The sequence below is a fragment of the Flavobacterium aquidurense genome (genome assembly GCF_002217195.1).
GTDB classification, from domain to species: domain Bacteria; phylum Bacteroidota; class Bacteroidia; order Flavobacteriales; family Flavobacteriaceae; genus Flavobacterium; species Flavobacterium frigidimaris.
This window is the reverse complement of the sequence record NZ_MUGR01000004.1, coordinates 85844-107603: the sequence shown is the minus strand read 5'-3', so window position 1 is coordinate 107603 and position 21760 is coordinate 85844. Positions and strand designations below refer to the sequence as shown.

Annotated in this window: 15 protein-coding genes and 2 tRNA genes; 7 read left to right on the top strand and 10 right to left on the bottom strand. The window is 34.8% G+C overall.

Annotation, left to right across the window (positions count from 1 at the left end; translation table 11 throughout):
- The first annotated feature begins 249 nt into the window (after positions 1-249).
- Complete coding sequence (locus tag B0A67_RS02990) at positions 250-2163, top strand: ABC-F family ATP-binding cassette domain-containing protein (protein ID WP_072959609.1); 1914 nt, start codon at positions 250-252, stop codon at positions 2161-2163.
- Between the two features lie 517 nt (positions 2164-2680).
- Here B0A67_RS02990 and B0A67_RS02985 read toward each other — a convergent pair.
- Positions 2681-3643 carry an App1 family protein gene (locus B0A67_RS02985; protein ID WP_072959607.1) on the bottom strand — a complete coding sequence of 321 codons (963 nt, stop codon included), beginning with the start codon at positions 3641-3643 and terminating at the stop codon, positions 2681-2683.
- Between the two features lie 66 nt (positions 3644-3709).
- Between B0A67_RS02985 and B0A67_RS02980 the strand changes: the two genes are divergently transcribed.
- The gene (locus B0A67_RS02980; RefSeq protein ID WP_072959604.1) at positions 3710-4579 is read left to right on the top strand and encodes a diacylglycerol/lipid kinase family protein; all 870 of its coding nucleotides are present in this window, start codon (positions 3710-3712) and stop codon (positions 4577-4579) included.
- A 53-nt stretch (positions 4580-4632) separates the two neighbouring features.
- On the opposite strand, the gene B0A67_RS02975 is transcribed toward B0A67_RS02980, so the two are convergent.
- Positions 4633-5778 carry a peptidogalycan biosysnthesis protein gene (locus B0A67_RS02975; RefSeq protein WP_072959601.1) on the bottom strand — a complete coding sequence of 382 codons (1146 nt, stop codon included), beginning with the start codon at positions 5776-5778 and terminating at the stop codon, positions 4633-4635.
- A 118-nt stretch (positions 5779-5896) separates the two neighbouring features.
- Entirely contained in the window at positions 5897-6385 is a 489-nt protein-coding gene (locus B0A67_RS02970; RefSeq protein ID WP_072959598.1) for a DUF1761 domain-containing protein, read from the bottom strand.
- Positions 6386-6638: 253 nt separating this feature from the next.
- On the opposite strand from B0A67_RS02970, the gene B0A67_RS02965 reads away from it, so the two are divergent.
- Complete coding sequence (locus tag B0A67_RS02965; RefSeq protein WP_072959595.1) at positions 6639-6944, top strand: hypothetical protein; 306 nt, start codon at positions 6639-6641, stop codon at positions 6942-6944.
- Positions 6945-7070: 126 nt separating this feature from the next.
- On the opposite strand, the gene B0A67_RS02960 is transcribed toward B0A67_RS02965, so the two are convergent.
- The 3 genes from B0A67_RS02960 to B0A67_RS02950 form a co-directional block, all read right to left on the bottom strand.
- A complete protein-coding gene (locus B0A67_RS02960; protein ID WP_072959593.1) occupies positions 7071-7604 on the bottom strand; it encodes an STM3941 family protein in 534 nt (177 codons plus the stop codon).
- A 186-nt stretch (positions 7605-7790) separates the two neighbouring features.
- Positions 7791-7862: transfer RNA gene (locus B0A67_RS02955), tRNA-Glu, on the bottom strand.
- A 728-nt stretch (positions 7863-8590) separates the two neighbouring features.
- A complete protein-coding gene (locus B0A67_RS02950; protein ID WP_072959589.1) occupies positions 8591-9289 on the bottom strand; it encodes a pseudouridine synthase in 699 nt (232 codons plus the stop codon).
- Between the two features lie 377 nt (positions 9290-9666).
- On the opposite strand from B0A67_RS02950, the gene B0A67_RS02945 reads away from it, so the two are divergent.
- Positions 9667-11679: a M13 family metallopeptidase gene (locus B0A67_RS02945; RefSeq protein WP_072959586.1), complete on the top strand. Its 2013-nt coding sequence runs from the start codon at positions 9667-9669 to the stop codon at positions 11677-11679.
- 162 nt (positions 11680-11841) lie between these two features.
- On the opposite strand, the gene B0A67_RS02940 is transcribed toward B0A67_RS02945, so the two are convergent.
- Positions 11842-11914, bottom strand: a tRNA-Met gene (locus tag B0A67_RS02940).
- Positions 11915-12030: 116 nt separating this feature from the next.
- On the opposite strand from B0A67_RS02940, the gene era reads away from it, so the two are divergent.
- From era to B0A67_RS02925, 3 genes are all read left to right on the top strand, one after another.
- Entirely contained in the window at positions 12031-12912 is an 882-nt protein-coding gene (gene era / locus B0A67_RS02935; RefSeq protein ID WP_041517423.1) for a GTPase Era, read from the top strand.
- Between the two features lie 322 nt (positions 12913-13234).
- On the top strand, positions 13235-14545 hold the full coding sequence (gene der / locus B0A67_RS02930; protein WP_072959582.1) for a ribosome biogenesis GTPase Der: 1311 nt from the start codon (positions 13235-13237) through the stop codon (positions 14543-14545).
- A 157-nt stretch (positions 14546-14702) separates the two neighbouring features.
- Positions 14703-17456, top strand: coding sequence for an outer membrane beta-barrel protein (locus tag B0A67_RS02925; protein ID WP_072959579.1), 2754 nt, complete (start codon positions 14703-14705; stop codon positions 17454-17456).
- Positions 17457-17580: 124 nt separating this feature from the next.
- Here the strand turns inward: B0A67_RS02925 and B0A67_RS02920 are convergent, their stop codons facing one another.
- The 3 genes from B0A67_RS02920 to B0A67_RS02905 form a co-directional block, all read right to left on the bottom strand.
- Positions 17581-18324: a DUF2490 domain-containing protein gene (locus tag B0A67_RS02920; RefSeq protein WP_072959576.1), complete on the bottom strand. Its 744-nt coding sequence runs from the start codon at positions 18322-18324 to the stop codon at positions 17581-17583.
- Positions 18325-18501: 177 nt separating this feature from the next.
- The gene (locus B0A67_RS02915; protein ID WP_072959572.1) at positions 18502-21048 is read right to left on the bottom strand and encodes a TonB-dependent receptor; all 2547 of its coding nucleotides are present in this window, start codon (positions 21046-21048) and stop codon (positions 18502-18504) included.
- A gap of 250 nt (positions 21049-21298) precedes the next feature.
- Positions 21299-21712 (bottom strand): RrF2 family transcriptional regulator, encoded by a 414-nt coding sequence (locus B0A67_RS02905; protein ID WP_041517419.1) that lies wholly within the window; start codon positions 21710-21712, stop codon positions 21299-21301.
- Positions 21713-21760: the final 48 nt, after the last annotated feature.

Below are 21760 nucleotides of genomic sequence, written 5' to 3'. Positions count from 1 at the left end.
AAAATTTTTAATAAAATAAAAACGGATGAAGGATCTAAAGATCTTTTATCCGTTTTTTTATGGCTATTATATAATGAAATAACAAAGTACAAAATCAGGAAATAGTATTGGGCAGTAGAAAGTGCCGTGTCGATATGTTTTTAAAACCGGGGTCGAAACTTCAATTAATTGTCTTACTTTTGCACTTTCAAAAAGTAAAGTAAAAAAGTACTTAAAACCTTTACTGCCTGTAACAATAGTCACAAAATTATGCTTAATATACACAATCTTTCGGTTTCTTTTGGAGGAACATATTTATTTGAAGAAGTTACTTTCCGTTTAGGTGCCGGTGACCGCGTAGGTCTTGTTGGTAAAAACGGAGCCGGTAAATCGACAATGCTAAAAATGTTAGCACGAGATTTTGCCCCTGATTCAGGAGTTATTTCTCAGGAGAAAGATATCAGAATGGGGTTTTTACGTCAGGATATTGATTTTGAACGCGGAAGGACAGTTTTAGAAGAGGCTTATGAAGCCTTTACTGAAATTAAAATTGTAGAGAAAAAATTAGAAGAAATCAACCATCAGTTGGTGACCAGAACGGATTATGAAAGTGAAGAATACAGTCAGATTATCGAAGATTTATCTGATTATACCCATCGTTTTGACCTTCTTGGAGGTTACAATTATGTAGGAGATACAGAGAAAATCCTTTTAGGTTTAGGTTTCAAAAGAGATGTTTTCAATAATCAAACCGAAACATTTTCGGGAGGCTGGAGGATGCGTATTGAGCTGGCAAAACTATTATTGCAGGCAAATGATGTATTGCTTCTGGATGAGCCAACCAATCACCTGGATATCGAGAGTATTATTTGGTTAGAAAGTTTCCTTCGCAATTATCCCGGAGTTGTTGTAATCGTGTCGCACGATAAGATGTTTTTGGATAATGTTACCAATCGTACCATCGAGATTTCTTTAGGAAAAGCGTATGATTTTAATAAGCCATACTCACAATACTTAGAGCTGCGCCATGAAATTCGTGAGAAACAATTAGCGACTCAAAAGAATCAGGCGAAAAAAATTGAAGAAACAGAAAAATTAATCGAGAAATTCCGTGCAAAAGCTTCAAAAGCTTCAATGGCGCAATCGTTGATTAAAAAATTAGATAAAGTAGAAAGAATCGAAGTCGATGAAGATGACAATTCAGTAATGAACATTTCGTTTCCTGTTTCAAAAGAACCGGGAAAAGTGGTAGTCGAAGCTGAACATGTAACAAAAGCGTACGGAGATAAAGTCATCTTAAAAGATATTGATTTATTGGTAGAACGCGGAAGCAAAATTGCTTTTGTGGGACAAAATGGTCAGGGAAAGTCGACATTCATTAAAGCGATTGTAAACGAATTTGAATACCAGGGAAATATCAAATTAGGACATAACGTGCAATTGGGGTATTTTGCTCAAAATCAGGCCGAATATCTTGATGGCGAAATCACGCTGCTGCAAACCATGGAAGATGCTGCAACAGACACCAATCGTTCTAAAGTTCGTGATATGCTGGGGTCATTCTTATTCCGCGGTGATGATGTAGAGAAAAAAGTAAAAGTACTTTCAGGAGGCGAGCGAAACCGTTTGGCACTTTGTAAGTTGTTATTACAGCCTATCAATGTTTTATTGATGGATGAGCCTACCAATCACTTGGATATTAAATCTAAAAATGTTCTAAAAGCAGCACTTCAAAAATTTGGAGGAACTTTGTTATTGGTTTCTCACGATAGAGATTTCCTGCAGGGAATGTCGAATATGGTTTACGAATTCAAGGATCAGAAAATCAAACAATACTTAGGAGATATCAATTATTTCTTAGAGCAGCGCAATCTTGAAAACATGCGTGAAGTCGAGAAAAAAGATGTAGATAAAGCTGCTGCTCCAAAAGAAAGCAATAAAACATCTTACGAAGACCAGAAAAAAGGAAAATCATTACAAAATAAACTGAGTAAAGTCGAAAGTCAAATCAAGCAATTAGAGCGAGACATTCAGCACGACGACAAAATGTTGGCTTCAAATTATGACAAACATATCGAAGATGCTTCATTTTTTACAGCATACAATAAAAAGAAAGCAGATCTTGATCAGTTACTTCTTGACTGGGAAATCGTTCAGGAAGAGATTGATAATTTTAAGGCTTAATTAGTTTTCAGTCTCAGTGACAGTTTTCGGTTTCTGAGATTAAATCCTATAGTTTAAAATAATCCTTTGTTAAAGTTTCGAGCTTTGACAAAGGTTTTTTTTTATTTAATATTTAGAAGCTATTTCCAGCTTTCCGTTACAAGTCCGGACTTAAAAAAACTATTTTTCTAAGCCATAAAACGAGCTTCCGTTGGTCGCTGTTTTCTGGCAAGAAAAATTATTTTTTTTAGTTCCGGGCTTTTCTCTTCAATCTGGGCTAGGAGTTACAGTTTTCAGTTTAAGAATTTTTTGCAACGTTTGTCATTTCGACCGAAGGGAGAGATCACACGCGAAACTCGACAAAGATTGGCGATTCTGATGGGGTATTTCTAGTGCGATTTCTCCCTTCGGTCGAAATGATACAAATGAGATACAATTGACAAAAGAAAAAAATCCGTTAAAATCCGCGTCATCCGCGTGCCAATATCAACAGCATTTTCACATCCCGTATTTCACATCCCACATTTCACCAAAAAAACTACTGAATAAGTCCAATGCTTTTAGAATGCATAATAGCTTCACTGCTATCTTTATAATAGCATACTGAGACTTCCAGATTTTCAAGGTTTTTCATAATAACCTGAGTAGCTTTCTTTTGATGTTTGCCGGTTTGCCTGATATAAACGGCTTTTACGGTTACGGGAAATATTTTGCAGATACGCTCGTATAAAATGGGATCGTGTTGCGAATCGTCACCCAATAAAACATATTTAAGGTTAGGGTAAAACTCCAGAACGTGTTTTATTTTGTCGAATTTATGATCGTGATTTCCACGTCCGCTCATAAAAAAGTCGGTGATACCTCTTCTAATATCTTTCAGTAAAATTACAGCTCTGGGCAGTTTGTGTATTTTAGTAAATTTTACAATAAAACGATACAAATTCCATTCGCTGCTTGAAACATAAAAAAAAGCATTTTCTTCTTCTTTATTGTTTCTTCCGGCCGAACTCAAAGCCTGATAATGCGGTACAACATCAGTAAATACCTTGCGGTCATTTACATTTTTAAATAAGAGAATATAGATTTTTTTAAAGAAATTCTGAGTATGCGAAATCAAAAAAGTATCGTCAATATCAGATATAATGCCTAGTTTTCCTTTGTGAGGCCTGATAAAACTTCCTTTCTCAGTTATCGTTTCATTTTCGTCCCTGATGCTCACTTCGTATTCCATCCAACCAAAATTAGTTTCGGTTTCAAGCGGAATGCAAAACTTAAAATAACCGTCATCTAATGTTTTGGTATGAATTTCCTGAGTGCCGCACTTTAGATAAATATCAAAATTTTCAAGCGTTTTTATCCTAAACTGATTGATAATTGAACGCGCATTTTTTAAATTTTTCTTCTGAAAATCATAATCATACGTTCTTTTAAAAACATGGCCCATTACAATTAATTCTTCTTCATTGGCATAACCTCGATATAATTGTAAAATTGGTTTCATTAATTGCGTATATTTATAGATAGATGCTGTAAATTAATTATTTTAATTGACTTTAAAAATAAAACTTTGAAAAAGAATATCATATTTGTTGTAAATCCTATTTCCGGAGACCTTGATAAATCAGATTTGATTGAGGCTGTTGAAGAATTTGCAACTACGAATAATTTTGACCTGGAAGTTTATGAAACTACAGGGAAAAGTGACCAAAAAGAAATACAATCACTTTATAACCAATATCAACCCGAACGAATTGTAGTAGCGGGAGGCGACGGAACTATAAAAATGGTTGCCGAAGCGGTAGAACAATTTGATGTAATTATAGGTATTTTGCCCGCAGGATCAGCAAACGGATTGTCAGTAGATCTCAATTTGCCTGCTACAATTGAAGAGAATCTAAAAATTGCTTTTTTGAACCGTTATATCGAAATGGATATGATTTGTATCAACGGTAAAAAGAGCATTCATTTAAGCGATATTGGTGTCAATGCTAATCTGGTTAAGAATTACGAAGAAAGCAACCTGCGTGGTTTCTGGGGATATGCCTTGCAGGCGTATTCGGCGCTGAAAGAGTCCGAAGAACCTTTTGTGGCAACTATTACTGCAAATAATAAAACTGTCGAGCATACGGCAAGAATGATTGTAATTGCAAACTCTCAGAAGTACGGAACCGGAGTTGTTATCAATCCGCATGGCGTGATGAACGACGGGAAATTTGAATTGGTTATCCTGAAGAATCTTGATTTGTTACTAATCGGAAAAATCATTACAGGCAATATGCCTATTGATTCTGATGATGTAGTGATTATTTCAACAGACAAAGCCACCATAAAAACAGATTATCCTGTAAATTTTCAGATAGACGGAGAGTATTGCGGCGCGCAGACTTCTTTAGAAATTCATATTCTGCACAAACAAATGAAAATTGCGATTCAGTAGATGGAAAAAAAACTTTGACAAAGTTTCAAAACTTTGTCAAAGTTTTTTTATAGCTATTTAAACGGATTTCGTTCCTGCCATTCCGTTTTAGGTTCGAGGTAATTGAATAGTTTGGCAATATTATGATTGATCAAAGCATTGCTGTGCGTGATCAATCCGTACATTTTTACAGGTTTTGCCCCAACAGAACTTTTAATTTCCAGAGCCGTTCGTGCAAAAACAATTTCAGAAAAACCCTGATTGATCGAACAGGCAATCATATCATACAGCATATTCAAATACAGCATTTTCTCGCGCTGAATTGTTTCGTCATAACCTAGGAAATAGGTGTCCATTGCCGTTCCGTTTTTGATCAGCGTATTAAAACCTATTAGCTTTTCGTCTAGAAAATAACCGTAAAACAAAAAGTTATCTTTCATGATTTCTTTAAAAAAACTAAAGTGATTTCGGGCTAAGAAAAAAGTGTTGAAAGGTGCATTTTTAGCCACATGAAAATACAAATCATAAATAACATCCTCATATTTTTTAATGTCAGTCAGCGACATTTTCTGTTTTATAATTCCCTCCGCTTTTTTTCGCGCACGTTTGTACTGGTCGCGGTATTTTTTTGATAAGGCATCGATGTAATTCTGCTCAGTTGTCCAGCTTTTATTGATCTCAAAAACCATATTGGGTTGAGTCGAGAACGTATAGTTATTCTTGAATTCAGCTTGTAGAGGTTCTATTTCTGCGGCGGTAAAATCTTTTATACTTGTAATATGTACTTTCCTTCCGCTTGCTTTCAGGTCTTTCTTAAGTTGGTTAATTGCTTTATGAAGTGTTTTGATTGCTTTAGACTGCTTTATGTCTTTGGCAAAAGCAAAAGCATTTTGTCCGGTGAGCATATTATTACCAACGAACAAGACATGAGAAGCAAAATTTTTGAAAGCAAAATTGCGTACAGAAGTTTTTAAACACTGATCGCGTTCGCCAAAAGAATCGAGTTTTTCTGCGAATAAAAATTGCGTCAAAGCAATTCCTGCCAGTTGATCTTCATTAAAAATGCCAATAAAATGACAAATCATATTTACCGGAGAAGAATTTTCCAGTACTTCGAGATATTCTCTGGTCAAAAAAATGTTATCTGCAGCCAGTGAATTCCATTCTAAAGGTAGTAATGATGCGCTGTTGTAGATTTGAAAAGAATAAGTTGTATTCAAAAGTGTGAGCTAATTTTTTCAAAATTAGATAATATTTATAATAACTCACTTTGTTTAAGTTATTATTAAGAAAAACCCGTTTGAATTGTCGTTTCAAACGGGCTTATATTTTTTGAGATTATGCATATGCACATATAATTCCGCCCATAAGCGTTAGGGTTAAAATCCAGTATCCGGAATTGATAAAAATGTATTTCCAAGATTTTCTTTCGAATAAACCATTAATAGCTAACATTGGAAAAGCAAAAAACAAACCCGATATAAAACCGTGAAGGGCTCCGTGTTTAAAAGTACGATAAGCAGTTCCGTAATCGGCCATAAACGCAGCGAACGAAGGTTTTGCAGTTTCTATTAAAGGTGGTCCGCCAACCATGCCTACTGCTCCGGACTGGTGAATTGTTAATGCAGAGATAATCATGGTCATCATTAGGGAAAAGATGTAGGTGAGTCCAAAAATTTTAATCATATTTCCGTTTTTTAGCGCTTCCGGTGTTAGTCCGGCTTCTCGCATCCAGACAGTTCCAAATACTTTAGGATTGTACCAGATAAAACCGGTTACAAGCGTAATTAATGCTGAAATAAAAAAGGGTAAGAAATTCATTTCCATGAGATTAGGTTTTTAGATTAGTTGTTCAAATTTAAACAAAAAAGTAAAAGAATTACTGTTTATATGATGTAATAGTTTTGAGGAATATTGTTCTTCTATTTAGGTTTGAAGTTTGTTATTTCTTCGGATAAAAAAATAATATATAATTAAGAGTTAATTTTTTAAGAATTTGCTTTTTTTTCATAACTTTAATTCATCAATTTGCATAATCAAATAAAATGATAAAATATTCTAACCTTTTAATAGCAAAATTATGGTAGTACAATATCAAGGTGAACAACACGGAAAAGCAGCTACATTTACAATAAGAATTATAGGGAACAATTTGTCTAAAAGCAGTTCTAATTATCAAATCGATTTATTGGTGGGAGATAAAAAATTGCCAACATTTACAACGGCAATTCATCAGAGTTTATCAAATTGTTTAAAAGAAATTTATTTATTCAGAAAACATAACGGGATAAAGTTCGATGCTGCTTCAGAAAAAATAGCACCGCTTTTAGTGCCTTACGATTTGGTTTTATACAATTATAACAAAGGAGCTTTGTTTATGGCTTAATGATTTTAATTTGATTAAAACAAAAAAAAGACTGTTCGATTGAGCAGTCTTTTTTTTGTTTTGCATTTTATTGCAGCTTCGTTTCGCTTTTAATTTGTTTGAATTAACAAAGCTTCAGTTTTATTTTTAATTATTTGCCGTACTTTCTTTCCAGAATGTAGTAAATGAGGTAAAAAGGGCATCAGCATCAATGTCAATTTCAGAAGCTGAATACATTAAAGTGAGCTGATTGGTATTTTTGTCATGAGCCATATTCCACATCATTTTCGAAAGTCTTCCTTCGTATTTTTCAGGATTGTTAATTGTAACAACAACCAGAGTATCTCCTCCTGTTTTTTCTAATTGAATATCCGTAACATCAACCCAATTAACGGTTCCAAAAGATTTTGACATTGGAGTAGTTTTTCCGTAAAAGTTCTGATTGTTTAATTCAATTAAAGGGCTTTTGTCTTTTAGGCTCAGAAGACTTTTTAATAAAAGAATGAACATGATTAAAAATGCCGCGATCGAAAATACAAGCGGTTTGGTTTTTAATACATTGTCAAATATTCCCGCACTGTAAATAACGACAGCAAGCAAAATAAGACAAACTCCCAGAGAGGTGAATAATAGTTTTTTTGTTTTTTTTGAATCACGATATAACTTTATTTCCTTTTCCATTTGTGTTTTATTTCTGTGCGGTTTTGAATTTAATTAAGGCTGATTTAGAATAATGCTATGTCCGAAGATATATTTAAAGATAGAGGAGAGGGCGAAAGGATCCTGATCCTTGTTTACTGGAAGTGACAATCTCGCTGTATGTTATCTAAAAATAAAAAGCTCCAGATTTCTCTGGAGCTTTTTCAGTAGCCCGTAGCGGAATCGAACCGCTCTTACATGGATGAAAACCATGCGTCCTAACCGATAGACGAACGGGCCAACTTCTCTAATGCGGGTGCAAAAGTGCAACTAATTTTAAGAATACACAAAAAGATTTTGCGTTTTTTTTTAATAGATATTTTAAAAAATATCACATTAAGAAATAATCAAACGCAAATAAATGGGGTTAAGTAATGTGTATTTGTTTGATTAATAATTGGTTGTTTTTACTCTAAAAATGGAATAATGAAGTTTTTTTTCCTGTTTTGCAGATGGAATAAATTTTGAAAAAAAATGACAATTACTATTATTTGAAAGAATATTCTTTCGGTTTTTTTGTTGTTTGTCTTTGTTAATGTTATCTTGAATAGATATATTTACTTAAAATTCGTTAAATTTCATCATATGGAATTTAGTTGCAACATGAAAATAATAGCTAACAGGCGACTGAAATTAGTTGAAGTTGTCAAAAAAAAAAGATAAGTTATGTCAAGAATTTTAATGGCAATAGGTTTGACGGTCGTTTTCCTGGGTTGGATTTTATATCGACTTATAGTTAAAAAGGATTTAAAGAAAAATTTAAATAACATGTACCTTGGATTCTTTTTTATAGGAACCTGGGTGCTTTTCTATTTCTTTATTGTTGAGTTTTTTTAAATTCTTGAATGTTTCAAAAGCATCAGATTTGTCTGAAGTTTTGTTTTTAGGAAGCATCAATTTATCTAACGAGATTGTTGAGGATTATTATAGAGGTATAAAATGTGTATCTAAATTTTAAAATTATTGTCCTACTTATAATTACTCAAATCCAGATTAAGAATAGTACCTACTCTGCTAAACTCTTCATTAATCTTTGCATTCAGGATTAGTTGTTCATTTTTTATCGGATGATTAAAAATCAACTGATGGGCATGAAGCATCATTCCTGTCAGGTCATAATTCTCCAGCCATAATTTGTTTTGTTTGTTACAACCATGTGGACGACTTCCTAAAATGGGATGAAAAATATGTTTGAAATGTTTTCGTAATTGATGCATGCGTCCGGTTTCAGGAATCGCTTCTACCAAACAATATCGTGACGTTGGCCGGTTGTTAAATTCTAACTCAACTTCGGTATTTTGCAAGCGATGAAAGTATGTTATTGCATTTTGTTTAATGTCATCGTCATTGGTTAAATCATAATCAATCGTTAGCTCTTCAGGTGACCAGCCACGTAAAATGGCTAAATATTTTTTTTCGACTTCGCGTGTGGCAAAACGATCATTCATGATTTTCAAAACTTCTTTATTCAATGCAAATAACAAGACACCGGATGTTTTGCGGTCTAACCGATGAATAGGATAAACGTGTTGTCCTCCTATTTGATTTCTCAATTCCTGAATAGCATACACTTTTGCATCGCGCGCATAAAATGATTTGTGAACCAGCAATCCGCTTGGTTTATTAATTGCTATAATATATTCGTCCTGATAAAGAATTTCTAACATTTGGCAAAAGTAGACGAGATTTCGATTAAAATCACTTTTATTATTTATTTAATTCTGTGCTTTCGTTTTTTATTTTAGATCTAAAAGTAGAAGATTTCCATTGCAAAAACGGTTATTAAAATTGCATCCAAATGTTCTTTTATATATCTGTTGATTATATTCCCTGTCTCTTCCTGAAATAAGTTATTGGTGATCTTATTCAGGGTAATAGATGAAAAAAAGCTTTTATAACAATAACAATAAGGTCGATAAACTTTAGAATTAAAAACTGAATTCGTATATTGTTCTGCTAAAATTAACTATGCCAGATATATACATTTTTAAAATATTGGCTTTCAAACATTTTTCAGTTCATTTTAATAGAAATAGTCCAGATTATGAAAAAATCATTAATGCTCTTCATGGCAGTCTTAGCTTTTACAGCCTGCTCAAAACATCAGAGTAAAAAAAATATTGCTATCACCGGAATAGATTCCACATTGCGGCCTGGTGATGATTTTTTTCGATATGTAAATGGCAAATGGTACGATTCTGTGTCAATACCTGCATCTCAATCCGGAGTTGGTGCCTATATGTTTATGAATTATCCACAACGAATGCGCCTGCAAGGAATATTAGACAGTATTTCGCAAAGCAAGAATTCAGCAGGAAGTATAGCACAAAAAGTAGGAGACTTTTATGCATCAGGTATGGATACTGTAACCATTGACAAACGCGGTTATACACCTATAAAACCGTTACTTGCCAAAATTGAAGCCATTAGCGATTTGCCGTCCTTGATGAACTTTGTTGTTAATGAAGAAAAAGTGAACAATTCTTCTATTATAGGTTTTGGAGTGGGACCTGATGATAAAAATAGCAGTATGAACATTGCACAAATTTATCAAACAGGTATCGGTTTGCCTGACAGAGATTATTATTTCAAATCAGATTCATCGACTGTTGCTATACAGAAATCGTACAAAAAATACCTTGCTACATTATTTCAGCAAACAGGCAGTAACATCCAAGAGGCTCAAAAGAATGCTAATTTGGTTTATGATATAGACAAACAACTCGCCATTTCGCATAAAACAAAAGTTGAACTTCGCGATGTGCAGGCCAATTATAATAAACTGGCTGTGACAGATCTTGTAAAAAGACATCCCAACATCAACTGGACTACTTTTTTAAATACTTTAGGAGCTCAAACCGATTCTATTAATGTAGGTCAGCCTGCTTATTATGATGTCCTAAACAAGCTTTTGAAAACAATTCCCATTAATAATTGGAAAATTTACCTAAAAGCAAATTCTCTCGAAAGATATGCAGATGATCTAAGTAAACCTTTTGCAGATGCTTCATTTGAGTATACCAAGGTGCTTTCTGGTCAGGCTGTTCAAAAATCACGTGGCGAAAAAATGGCTAATGTCGTAGATAATTACTTAGGCGAAGCGTTGGGTGAATTGTATGTAAAGAAATATTTTCCGGAAGATGCCAAAAAGCGTATGTTGGTGCTCGTGAATAATCTGCAAAAAGCGTATGCCAAAAGAATTGATAAATTAGAATGGATGAGTCCTGATACGAAGCAAAAAGCGAAAGAAAAATTGGCAGCCATGACTAAGAAAATAGGATATCCGGATAAATGGAGAGACTATAGTTCGGTAAAAATAGCCAGAAATACCTATTTTGAGAATATGGTTTCGGCTGCTACAGCTGCATATCAGTTTCAATTGGCAAAATTGGGCAAGCCGGTAGATAAATCAGAATGGTATACTACAGTTCCAACAGTTACAGCATATAATAATCCTACTGCAAATGAAATTGTTTTTCCTGCAGGTATTTTACAAGCCCCATATTTTGATAATAATGCAGATGATGCTCTTAACTACGGAGGTATCGGAATGGTTATAGGTCACGAAATAACCCATACTTTTGATGATCAGGGTGCGCAATATGACAAGGATGGCAACTTAAAAAACTGGTGGACAAAAGAGGATTATGCAAAGTTTAAGGCAAGAATACAACAGGTTATCAATTTGTACAGTACATACACCGTTTTAGGCGATCTGCATATTAATGGCGCAATGACAGTGGGTGAAAATACGGCGGATATTGCCGGAATAGCAGTTGCCTATGATGCTTTTAAAATGACAGAACAAGGAAAAGGAAATGTAAAAATTGACGGTTTTACTCCAGACCAACGCTTCTTTATTTCCATAGCCAAAATATGGAGAGTAAAAATGAAAGACGAGTTCCTGCGTTTGTGGATTAACAATAATCCGCATTCTCCACCAAATTGGCGTGTTAATGGTCCTCTAATGAATACGACACCTTTTTACGAAGCGTTTAATGTAAAAGCCGGAGATAAAATGTTTGTGCCAAAGGAAGACAGAATAACAATTTGGTAATTTCGTTCTTCGAAGTGTGACCATGAAAAACTGCGCAAATGTCTCTGTGATCTTTGCGCAGTTTTTTTTTTTTTTAATCGTAAATTTTATAAATGCCTCCTGAATTTTTACTTTTTAGCTTAAAACAAAAAAGCTCCAGATTTCTCTGAAGCTTTGTGTTAGTAGCGGGAACAGGACTCGAACCTGTGACCTTCGGGTTATGAGCCCGACGAGCTGCCTACTGCTCTATCCCGCGATGTTTCGGGTGCAAAGATACGCCGATTTTTAAGAAATCCAACGAAAACTTTAAAAAATGTTTTATTTTCTGTATTGAGTTGATATGACTACCTTTGCAAAATAAATATTACGCAAATGTCACATAAAGCAGGTTTTGTAAACATCATCGGGAATCCAAACGTTGGAAAATCAACATTGATGAACGCCTTTGTTGGAGAAAGATTATCAATCATTACATCAAAAGCACAAACAACTCGTCACCGTATTCTAGGAATCGTGAATGGCGAAGATTTTCAACTTATATTATCGGATACTCCCGGAATCATCAAACCCGCTTATGAAATGCAGGAATCGATGATGAACTTTGTAAAGTCAGCTTTTGAAGATGCTGATATACTGGTTTATATGGTCGAAATAGGAGAGCAGGACTTAAAAGATGAAGCTTTCTTTAATAAAATCATTCACGCTAAAATCCCGGTTTTGTTATTGTTGAATAAAATCGACAACTCAAATCAGGAACAATTAGAGGAGCAAGTAGCATTCTGGACAGCAAAAGTGCCCAATGCTGAAATCTTCCCAATCTCGGCGCTACAGAATTTTAATGTACCGGAAGTTTTTGGAAGAATCATTGAGTTGTTGCCGGAGTCACCGGCATACTATCCAAAAGATCAATTAACAGACAAACCGGAACGTTTTTTCGTAAACGAAACGATTCGTGAAAAAATCTTGTTGAATTACAGCAAAGAGATTCCATATGCAGTTGAAATCGTAACTGAGGAATTCTTTGAAGACGAAAATATAATCAGAATCCGTTCGATCATTATGGTAGAACGCGAAACGCAAAAAGGAATCATCATTGGACATAAAGGTGCGGCTCTTAAAAAAGTGGGTACTGAAGCTCGTGCTGATCTGGAGAAATTTTTTGGAAAACAAATTCACATTGAACTGGTTGTAAAAGTGAATAAAAACTGGAGAAGCAATGCTAATATGTTGAAACGATTTGGTTATAACCAGTAGTTTTTGTTGAATTGGTGAATGGTTTATTTGTTTAATCGTTAAACGAAAGTTCTTGAAATCCTGAAAACCCTAGCCCAGATGGAAGCGGCATCCTTTTTCTGGCTCCTTTAGCCAGGAAAAGATATAGCGGACAGCTGGAAATAGCTTCTTAAAATAACAATAAAAATAATAAAAAGCTTAGGTGCTTAGAAACTTAGCGACTTAGTCACTTTTTTAACTACCTTTGCAAAAAATTAAAATAAAGCATTTTGAATGTATAAGTGATAGAATTTTAGGAAACTAAAGTCTAAAATGGAAGATTCAAAATCTAAAATTTACAAAAATGAATAACATTGTTGCGATAGTAGGAAGACCTAATGTAGGGAAATCAACCCTTTTTAATAGGCTGATACAAAGAAGAGAAGCTATTGTAGATTCGGTTTCTGGAGTTACCAGAGATAGAAACTACGGTAAAAGCGAGTGGAACGGAAAAGAGTTTTCTGTCATTGATACCGGTGGATACGTTCGCGGGTCCGATGACGTTTTTGAAGGCGAAATCCGTAAACAAGTAGAATTAGCGATCGACGAAGCTGATGTTATTATTTTTGTGGTTGATGTTGAAGAAGGAATTACACCAATGGATGATGTTGTTGCGCGTTTATTGCGTAAAGTAACAAAACCGGTTTTATTGGCGGTGAATAAGGTAGATAATGCTATGCGTGAAAAAGATGCAATTGAATTTTATAACCTTGGTTTAGGGGAGTATTTTACATTTGCAAGTATTTCAGGTAGTGGAACAGGAGATTTATTAGATGCGTTAATTGACTCTTTTCCGGTAAAAGCGGAACCGGTTCAGGAAGAAGTGGTTTTACCTCGTTTTGCTGTTGTTGGACGTCCGAATGCAGGAAAATCAAGTTTTATCAATGCATTAATTGGTAAAGAACGTTTTATGGTAACCGACATTGCGGGAACAACCCGTGATGCAATTGATACTAAATTTGACCGTTTTGGTTTTGAATTTAACCTGGTAGATACAGCGGGAATCCGTCGTAAAGCGAAGGTAAAAGAAGATTTAGAGTTTTACTCAGTAATGCGTTCTGTTCGTGCGATTGAACATGCCGATATTTGTATCCTGGTTATCGACGCTACTCGTGGATTTGAAGGTCAGGATCAGAGTATTTTCTGGTTGGCTGAGAAAAACCGTAAAGGTGTTGTGATCTTAGTAAACAAATGGGATTTGGTAGAAAAAGATACCATGTCGACCCGTGATTACGAAGAGAAAATCAAAAGAGAATTAATGCCATTTACAGATGTGCCAATTTTGTTCGTTTCGGCTTTAACGAAACAGCGTTTGTTGAAAGCATTAGAAGCTACAGTTCAGGTTTTTGAAAATAGAAAACAAAGAATTCCAACTTCTAAATTCAATGAGTTTATGCTGAAAGTGATCGAAGCATATCCGCCGCCTGCAACAAAAGGTAAATATGTAAAAATTAAATATTGTATGCAGTTGCCAACTTTAACGCCGCAGTTTGTGTTTTTTGCAAATATGCCACAATACGTTAAGGAACCGTATAAAAGATATCTTGAAAATAAGATTAGAGAAAATTGGGATTTTTCAGGAGTACCAATCGATATTTATATCAGAGAAAAATAAAATAAAAAAGTCCTCACAATGGGGACTTTTTTTACGCCTTGTTTTTAATCGAATTGATAGTAGCCTTCGTAAATGGCATGCTATTTGAATAAATGTTGAAATTACAATTAAACCTTTTAGCTCTTTTTGAGTCTTACTGTTTCTAACTAACCAATTTATGACCAAAATTTATTATTTCCTGATTTTCACCCTTTTTTGTTATTCTGCAAATGCCCAGAGTGACATTGTTCTTAAGGGAACTGTTGTTGATATCAACACACAATTGCCGCTCGAGCTGGCGACCGTTTATTTTACAACCGTAAAAGATTCTACAGTAATCGAATATGCTACAACAGATAAAAACGGTTCTTTTACGATCAAGACCAAAAAATACGATAAGCCTATTTTTCTAAAGGTAAATTATATGGGGTACCAGCCTTATTTTGAGGAAGAAAAAGGACTTCTGGAAAGTAAGGATTTTGGAAAACTGTATTTACTTGAGGCCGCAAATGCTTTGGATAATGTGGTGATCAAAAGTGAAGCACCGCCAATTACAATCAAAAAAGATACTCTTGAGTTTAATGCCGCTTCGTACAAAGTCAGGCCTGACTCGAATGTAGAGACTTTGCTAAAGCAATTACCGGGATTTGAAGTGGGTACTGATGGTAAAGTGACCGTAAACGGGCGCGAAGTCAATCAGGTATTAGTAAACGGAAAAACATTTTTTGATAAAGATGGTGCCATTGCCTTGAAAAACCTTCCGGCAGAAATCATCAAGAAAATTCAGGTTTCTGATTTTAAAACAAAAAAAGAAGAACTCTCGAAACAAGAATCGACTTCAGATTTTTCGAGTATTAATATCACAATCGACGAAAAGAAAAACAAAGGCTACTTTGGTAAAATTCTGGGAGGATACGGTTCTGATGATCGTTATGAAAGCAGTTTGCTTTTGAACTTTTTTAATAATAAACAAAAAATTAGTGTTTTGGCTTCTTCAAACAATATCAATTCTACCGGTTTTGCGATGGATGAGGTATTTGATAATATGGGAGGCGGAAGAAACAGCAAAGGAAATGGTGGTAGCTCAGGAAGCGGTAAAGGAATTACGCAATCGAACCTTATTGGACTAAACTATTCTGATGATTGGTCTAAAAGTTTAGCCGCTATGGGGAGTTATAATTTTTCGAACTCCGTTAACAATAACGAAAGTAAATCGGATCAGGTTAGTTTCCTGCCAACAGGTAATATTGCCACTTCAGCTGATTCTAAAACAAGAAACGAAAGTACAGGAAATAATGTAAATTTTGAATTAGAATATAAAATCAATCCAACAACGCGATTGGTAGTCATTCCAAAAGTCAATCAATCCCGTACGAATAGTAATTCGACATCTTCTAGTTTTTCTGAAGATGAAAACGGAGATGCTTTGAATGAAAGTACGGCAAAAAATTATTCAGAAAGTACCAATACAACCTTTGGAAATACAATTAATTTCAATAAAGCATTTAAGAAAAAGTCCCGTAATTTCAGTGTTGTCTTTGATAATAACAACGCCAAAACAGATGCTGAAGCACTCAATCTTTCTCAGACTATTTTTTATCAGGACAGTAAGCCCAACGACGACAGGAACCAGCAGAGTAAAAATGCAAGTAAAGCAGATACTTATTCTCTTGAGCTTGAATACACAGAACCCGTTACTGATTCGTTAAGGATAAGGTTTGGTTCTGATTTTGACTGGAAAAGTGAAATGAAAGATATGAAAACGTACGATTTTGATGCTGCATCACAATCGTATAATAATCTAAATGAATCTTTGACCAATTATACTACTTCAAAACAAAATTCATTCAGCCCTAAAGTTGGGATTACCTGGCAGAAGAGCAAGTTTACTGTCAACCTGAATTCGAGAACTGCAATCGTAGAGTTCGATAATCACTCTTTGTACCTTAATAATGCAACAGATCTCAATAAAAGATATGCTTTGCCTTATGGTGATTTTCAGATCAGGTACAAGTTTAGCCGTTCAAAGAATCTGTCGTTCAGATATGATTACTCTAATGCACTTCCGACTGCAGTTCAGTTGATGCCGGTTTTAAATTTAACCAATCCATTAAATACAATTACGGGAAATCCGGATTTGAATCCTATCGAAAAAAACAGCGCAAATTTTAGTTTTAGAAATTATGATTTCCGTACGCGTTCCGGTTATAGCCTGTATGTAAAAGGAGATTATTATAACAACGATGTCGTTTCGACTTCAATTTATGACGATAGCGGAAAAAGAACGACTACTTATGTAAATATATCCGGTACTTATATTGCCTCAATTGGCGGAAACTGGAATCAATCGATAAAATGGGATGCGCATGTTCTGCGATATGGTTTCGGATTAAATGGAAGTTATTCCTTTGATAAAGGTTTTACAAATGCGGTTTTATACAATGCAAAATCGACCGCCATTACACCAAAAGTAAATATGACGTATGAGTACGGAGATTTGCTTATCATTTCGCCATCGTATAGTTTATCATACAATCAAACTGATTATGAGAATTCATCCAGAGATGCCAGTTCGAATGTAGTACACAGAATCAATCTGCAAACGACAAGTTACTGGCCGGCCAATTTAATTTTTGGAAATGATTTTGGATACACATACAACTCCAGTATTTCGAGCAATTTCAAGAAAGATTTCTATTTGTGGAATACGAGTTTGTCTTATGGTTTTTTTGATAAAAAAATCTATGCCAAAGTAAAGGTTTATGATGTTCTGAACCAGAATTTAAGTGCAACAAGAACGATTTCAGCAACTTCGATTCGTGATGAAGAAAACACAGTTCTGAAACGTTATGTAATGTTTTCTCTTAGTTATAAAATTGGAAATTTTGCAGGTGCAGAAAAAGGAGGGAAGAAAAGACAGAGAATGGATTAATAAAGGTTCAAAGGTTTTAACGCAGAGACGCAGTACAAGCAGTGCGTCTTTTTTTGTGCCCACAGACTTGCTTCGGCTGATTTTTTTACTGGAGTTTAGAATTTTTAGATTGAAATTTTATTTTCTAAATCCTCGGTTTCCTATTTATTCTATGATAAACAGTAAATCTGATAATATCGCGATCATAAAAATCGACTCCGCTCGAGCGTCTTTGAAAACTGTTGAGATATCCTGCTTCTAAGCCTGTATTGGGGTTGAAATGATAACGTAATGCAAGGTAAATTCGGTTTTGATCGAAAGTGTTTCTTTTATTGTCTTTTCCAAAATTGAACATTATTTCATCTGAAATTGTTCCTTTTAGACTTCGTTTTTCTTTTTTCCAAAGATCAAATGTTGCTTGTAATCGGTATCTAAACCGGTAAGCAAAAGCAAAGTCATTGAGTAATGCTGTTTTACTTGCTTTTTGAATGAAACGCTCTTCTAGCTGAAGACGATTGTGAAAAGTAATTTTAGCAACATCATTAATAAAAGTAACATCCTGCTGGATTCTGTATTCCGGAATAGAAAAATCAGGATCAACGTCAGGATCTTGTGTATTGACATTAAAATAAGCTAGGCCGCTGCCTAAATCGATGTTTTTATGAATTCGATATCTTCCCTGAACTCTTATAACAAATAAATTTTCATGAATAGGATTTAGGAAATTTCTGTTATCAAACTCAGAGTGAATTGCCCATTTTTCGGTTAAAGGCAAAATATTGTAATACCGGATCCAGGTTAAGGTTTGATGATCTGTCTTTTTTAGACTTTGTGCCGATAAAAAAGGACTTATCAATCCCGTAAATAATAGTAATCTGAGAACTTTCATTCAATTTGTATCAATTCAGGCTGCGAATATATACAAATCATGATGTATCTCCCGAACAATAAAACTTGTTTTAAGGGCTATTTTGTGATTTTAGAGATTTGATTCCATAAAAAAAAACGAGGTAAGTTTTATAAACCTGCCTCGTTTTATCTATTTAAACTAACTAACTAACTGTGTTTATAAGGAATACTTTAAAGTAACACCATAAGTTCTTTGGTCGCCAATTACACCGGCATATTGACCTGTATTTCCACCGGCAGGTAATAATTGTTCGTAGTAATCTTTATTTAAAAGGTTACGTCCCCAGAAATGAACAGATAAACCCTGAGCAGTACGGAAACCTAAACGGGCATTGAAGATCGCGTATCCCGGAACTACTAAATATTTTGAAGCTGATGGGCTTGAAGAAAATTCAGAACGAGCGTAAGAGTCTAAAGCAAGAAATATTTTTCCTGAGTTACCGAAGAATTTAGCTTGATCAGATAATTCTCCGCCTAAAGATCCTGCCCATTTTGATGCACCTGGCAATTCAGTTCCTGAAACATCTTTGAAGGCTACAGGAGCTCCTGTTTCTTCTAACGGAAGTGGTGCATTTGTAAATTTAATGTATTTACCATCAGTATAAGTGGCAGCACCATTAATTGTTAAGTGCTGGCTGATTACAAAACTGGCATCAAGTTCAGCACCTCTTACACGTACTTTATCAGCATTGGCAAGATATCCACGGTTTACACCTAATTCAGCTGCCTGAACATTTGTTTGAAAATCTTTGATGTCTGTATTAAAGAATGCAAGGTTGAATACTGAGTTTCTAAATGGTGAAGTTTTTACTCCTATTTCGTAATGATTTACTTTTTCTGGTTTGATAACTGCAAGATCAAGTAATGGCAAACCTTTTGAATCCGTTGGAAGTCCGGCCACATTCACACCAACCGGTTTGTAGCTTTTTGCATAAGTGGCATAAGCATTGATTTTATCAGAAGCTTTAAAAGATATTGTGATATTTCCTGAGAAATCTGTGTTGTCAGTACTAGAGTCAAAAGCCTGATCAGAATAAACAGATTTTTTCAAAGCAAGTAATGCAGGGTCGGTAGTTTGCAGACCTCCGTATGTTGTACGGCTGTAATCAGCATCTTTTTTATCAAAGTTATATCTCAAACCCGGTAATACATGCAAACGATCTGTAATCGCCCAGTCTAATTGTCCAAATACAGCAGCACTTGATGATCTGATACGAGCGTCAGTTTTGATTCCGTATCCTTCAAAAAGACCCGGAGTTTTCCATAACGGGCTTGTAGAACTTTGTGCGAATCTCCATTGTGCATTACCGGATTCTTCAGTACCATTTGTTTGTGAAGTCTGGTCTATAAAAAATACACCAACAACTCCGCTTATTTTAGAAGTTAACTGACCTGCGTAACGAACCTCTTGTGTAAATTGTGTTTGTCTTGTTGGGTTTTGTGATTTTGCCAATACTTGCAATCCAGTAAAATCCCTGTCATTTGACGGATCCCAGTTCCAAAAACGCCATGCTGTAGTCGAAGTAAGTGTTCCTGATCCAATTTTAGTATCAACATTAAGAGAAATACCTCCCATATCCTGACCTGAACGCCATGGAGTATCATGATCGATTTTACGGTCAAAAGCATTTAAGCTCGGAAGCTGATAATTTAAATCTTTAATAATGGCATCAAACTGGCGATAAGCGGCTCTTTGCGTAGGAGCAACACCGGCAACAACTTGTGCATATCCGTCAGGACGCTGTGTTGTGATATCTGCAGCTAGTATAATATTAGTATTTGTAGTTGGGGTCCAGAGTAACTGACCTCTAATTCCCTGATTGTTCAAACTATTGGTAGGTCTTCCTGTTGCAACATTGTCAATAAGACCGTCACGTTGTGTACCTGAAAAAGATAAACGACCTGCTACTTTTTTTCCTAATGCTCCGGTAACAGAAGCTTTAGCTTGTAGAAAAGCATAATTTCCGTAGCTCAGTTCAAAATCAGCCCCTGAAGTAAAACTTGGTTTACGGGTAGTGATGTTAAATGCTCCTGAAGTCGTGTTTTTACCAAACAATGATCCTTGTGGGCCGCGTAATACCTCAATTTGCTCCACATCGATAAAATCTAAAGTTGTTGCAGCCGGACGTGCAAAATATACACCGTCAACATAAAAACCAACTCCGGGATCAATACCGTCATTCGTAAGTCCAAATGGGGAACCAAGACTACGAATGTTAATACCAGTATTTCTAGGGTTCGATGAATACAATTGTACTGAAGGAACCAATTCTTTAATTCTGTTCACATTAAATGCTCCTGTTTGTTCCGCTTGTTTACCAGTTATAACGGATATTGCAATTGGCACATCCTGAACTTTTTCTATTCTGCGTCGTGAAGAAACAACCACTTCTATAAGTTCATTTTCTTCTTTAAGAGTTATTTGTAGTGGAGTAACAGGTAAATCAGCAAGTTCAATCTCAGTAGTTTTGTAGCCTACATATTGAACTAAAATTGTGATAGGAAGTTTTCCTTTTGTGTCAAGGATAAATTTTCCATTAGAGTCTGTAGTGGTATTAGAAGTAGTTCCCTTTATAACAACGTTTACGGCTTCTAGTGGAGTGTTTTCACTTGTTTTCACTACACCTTCGATATTTTGTGCAAATGAAATTGAGAAAGTTAAAACAGCTAGTAATGTAAGTATATTTTTTATAGAATTTTTCATTTTTATATTAGTTATATGTGATTAGTAGAATTTAAAATAAATTTTTTTTACCAGCACATACACATCATAGAAGAATTGTTTTTCACGGTAGTGAATTGAATATTTTGATTTTTTTGCAAAAGGTTTTTTGACGCACCCGATCGATTGTAATTTACTTTCATATTGGTTAAAATTTGTAAATTGGTTAGTTGATTTTTTTTGCAAATATATGTAAATTCTATAGATTTACTAGGAATTAGAAAATATTTTTTTATTTCTTTACTAGTGAGGCGATTGTAATGCCTTGCATTGCTTTAAGAGTCTCGTCACGAATGATCATTAGACCATGTCTTAGACTGCATTCTTCCTCGGTTTTACAATCGGAGCATGGTTCGTAAAAGTTTAACGAAGCACATGGTAAAAGCGCAATTGCACCGTCAAATAAACGGTGAATTTCTGCCAGAGTAATATCATTTTTGGAGCGTATCAGATAATATCCGCCAAATTTTCCTTGCTTACTGCTCACAAAACGTCCTCGTTTTAGATCTAATAAAATCTGTTCTAAAAACTTTTTAGGAATATTGGCGCCATCAGCAATTTCTATCGTTCTGGAAATGTGATTTTCGTCTTGTTCTGCTAAATAAAGTAAGGCCTTAAGGGCGTATTTTGCTTTATGTGATAACATCTATTTTGAATTATAAATTGTAAATTATGAATGATAAATTTAAACTAA

Bases quoted from the DNA above. Each gene is read 5' to 3' on its own strand.
- B0A67_RS02965 (WP_072959595.1), top strand. From the start codon at position 6,639: ATGGTAGTACAATATCAAGGTGAACAACACGGAAAAGCAGCTACATTT.
- B0A67_RS02990 (WP_072959609.1), top strand. From the start codon at position 250: ATGCTTAATATACACAATCTTTCGGTTTCTTTTGGAGGAACATATTTA.
- era (WP_041517423.1), top strand. From the start codon at position 12,031: ATGTCACATAAAGCAGGTTTTGTAAACATCATCGGGAATCCAAACGTT.
- B0A67_RS02950 (WP_072959589.1), bottom strand. From the start codon at position 9,289: ATGTTAGAAATTCTTTATCAGGACGAATATATTATAGCAATTAATAAA.
- B0A67_RS02960 (WP_072959593.1), bottom strand. From the start codon at position 7,604: ATGGAAAAGGAAATAAAGTTATATCGTGATTCAAAAAAAACAAAAAAA.
- B0A67_RS02945 (WP_072959586.1), top strand. From the start codon at position 9,667: ATGAAAAAATCATTAATGCTCTTCATGGCAGTCTTAGCTTTTACAGCC.
- B0A67_RS02905 (WP_041517419.1), bottom strand. From the start codon at position 21,712: ATGTTATCACATAAAGCAAAATACGCCCTTAAGGCCTTACTTTATTTA.
- B0A67_RS02915 (WP_072959572.1), bottom strand. From the start codon at position 21,048: ATGAAAAATTCTATAAAAAATATACTTACATTACTAGCTGTTTTAACT.
- B0A67_RS02925 (WP_072959579.1), top strand. From the start codon at position 14,703: ATGACCAAAATTTATTATTTCCTGATTTTCACCCTTTTTTGTTATTCT.
- B0A67_RS02920 (WP_072959576.1), bottom strand. From the start codon at position 18,324: ATGAAAGTTCTCAGATTACTATTATTTACGGGATTGATAAGTCCTTTT.
- der (WP_072959582.1), top strand. From the start codon at position 13,235: ATGAATAACATTGTTGCGATAGTAGGAAGACCTAATGTAGGGAAATCA.
- B0A67_RS02970 (WP_072959598.1), bottom strand. From the start codon at position 6,385: ATGGAAATGAATTTCTTACCCTTTTTTATTTCAGCATTAATTACGCTT.
- B0A67_RS02985 (WP_072959607.1), bottom strand. From the start codon at position 3,643: ATGAAACCAATTTTACAATTATATCGAGGTTATGCCAATGAAGAAGAA.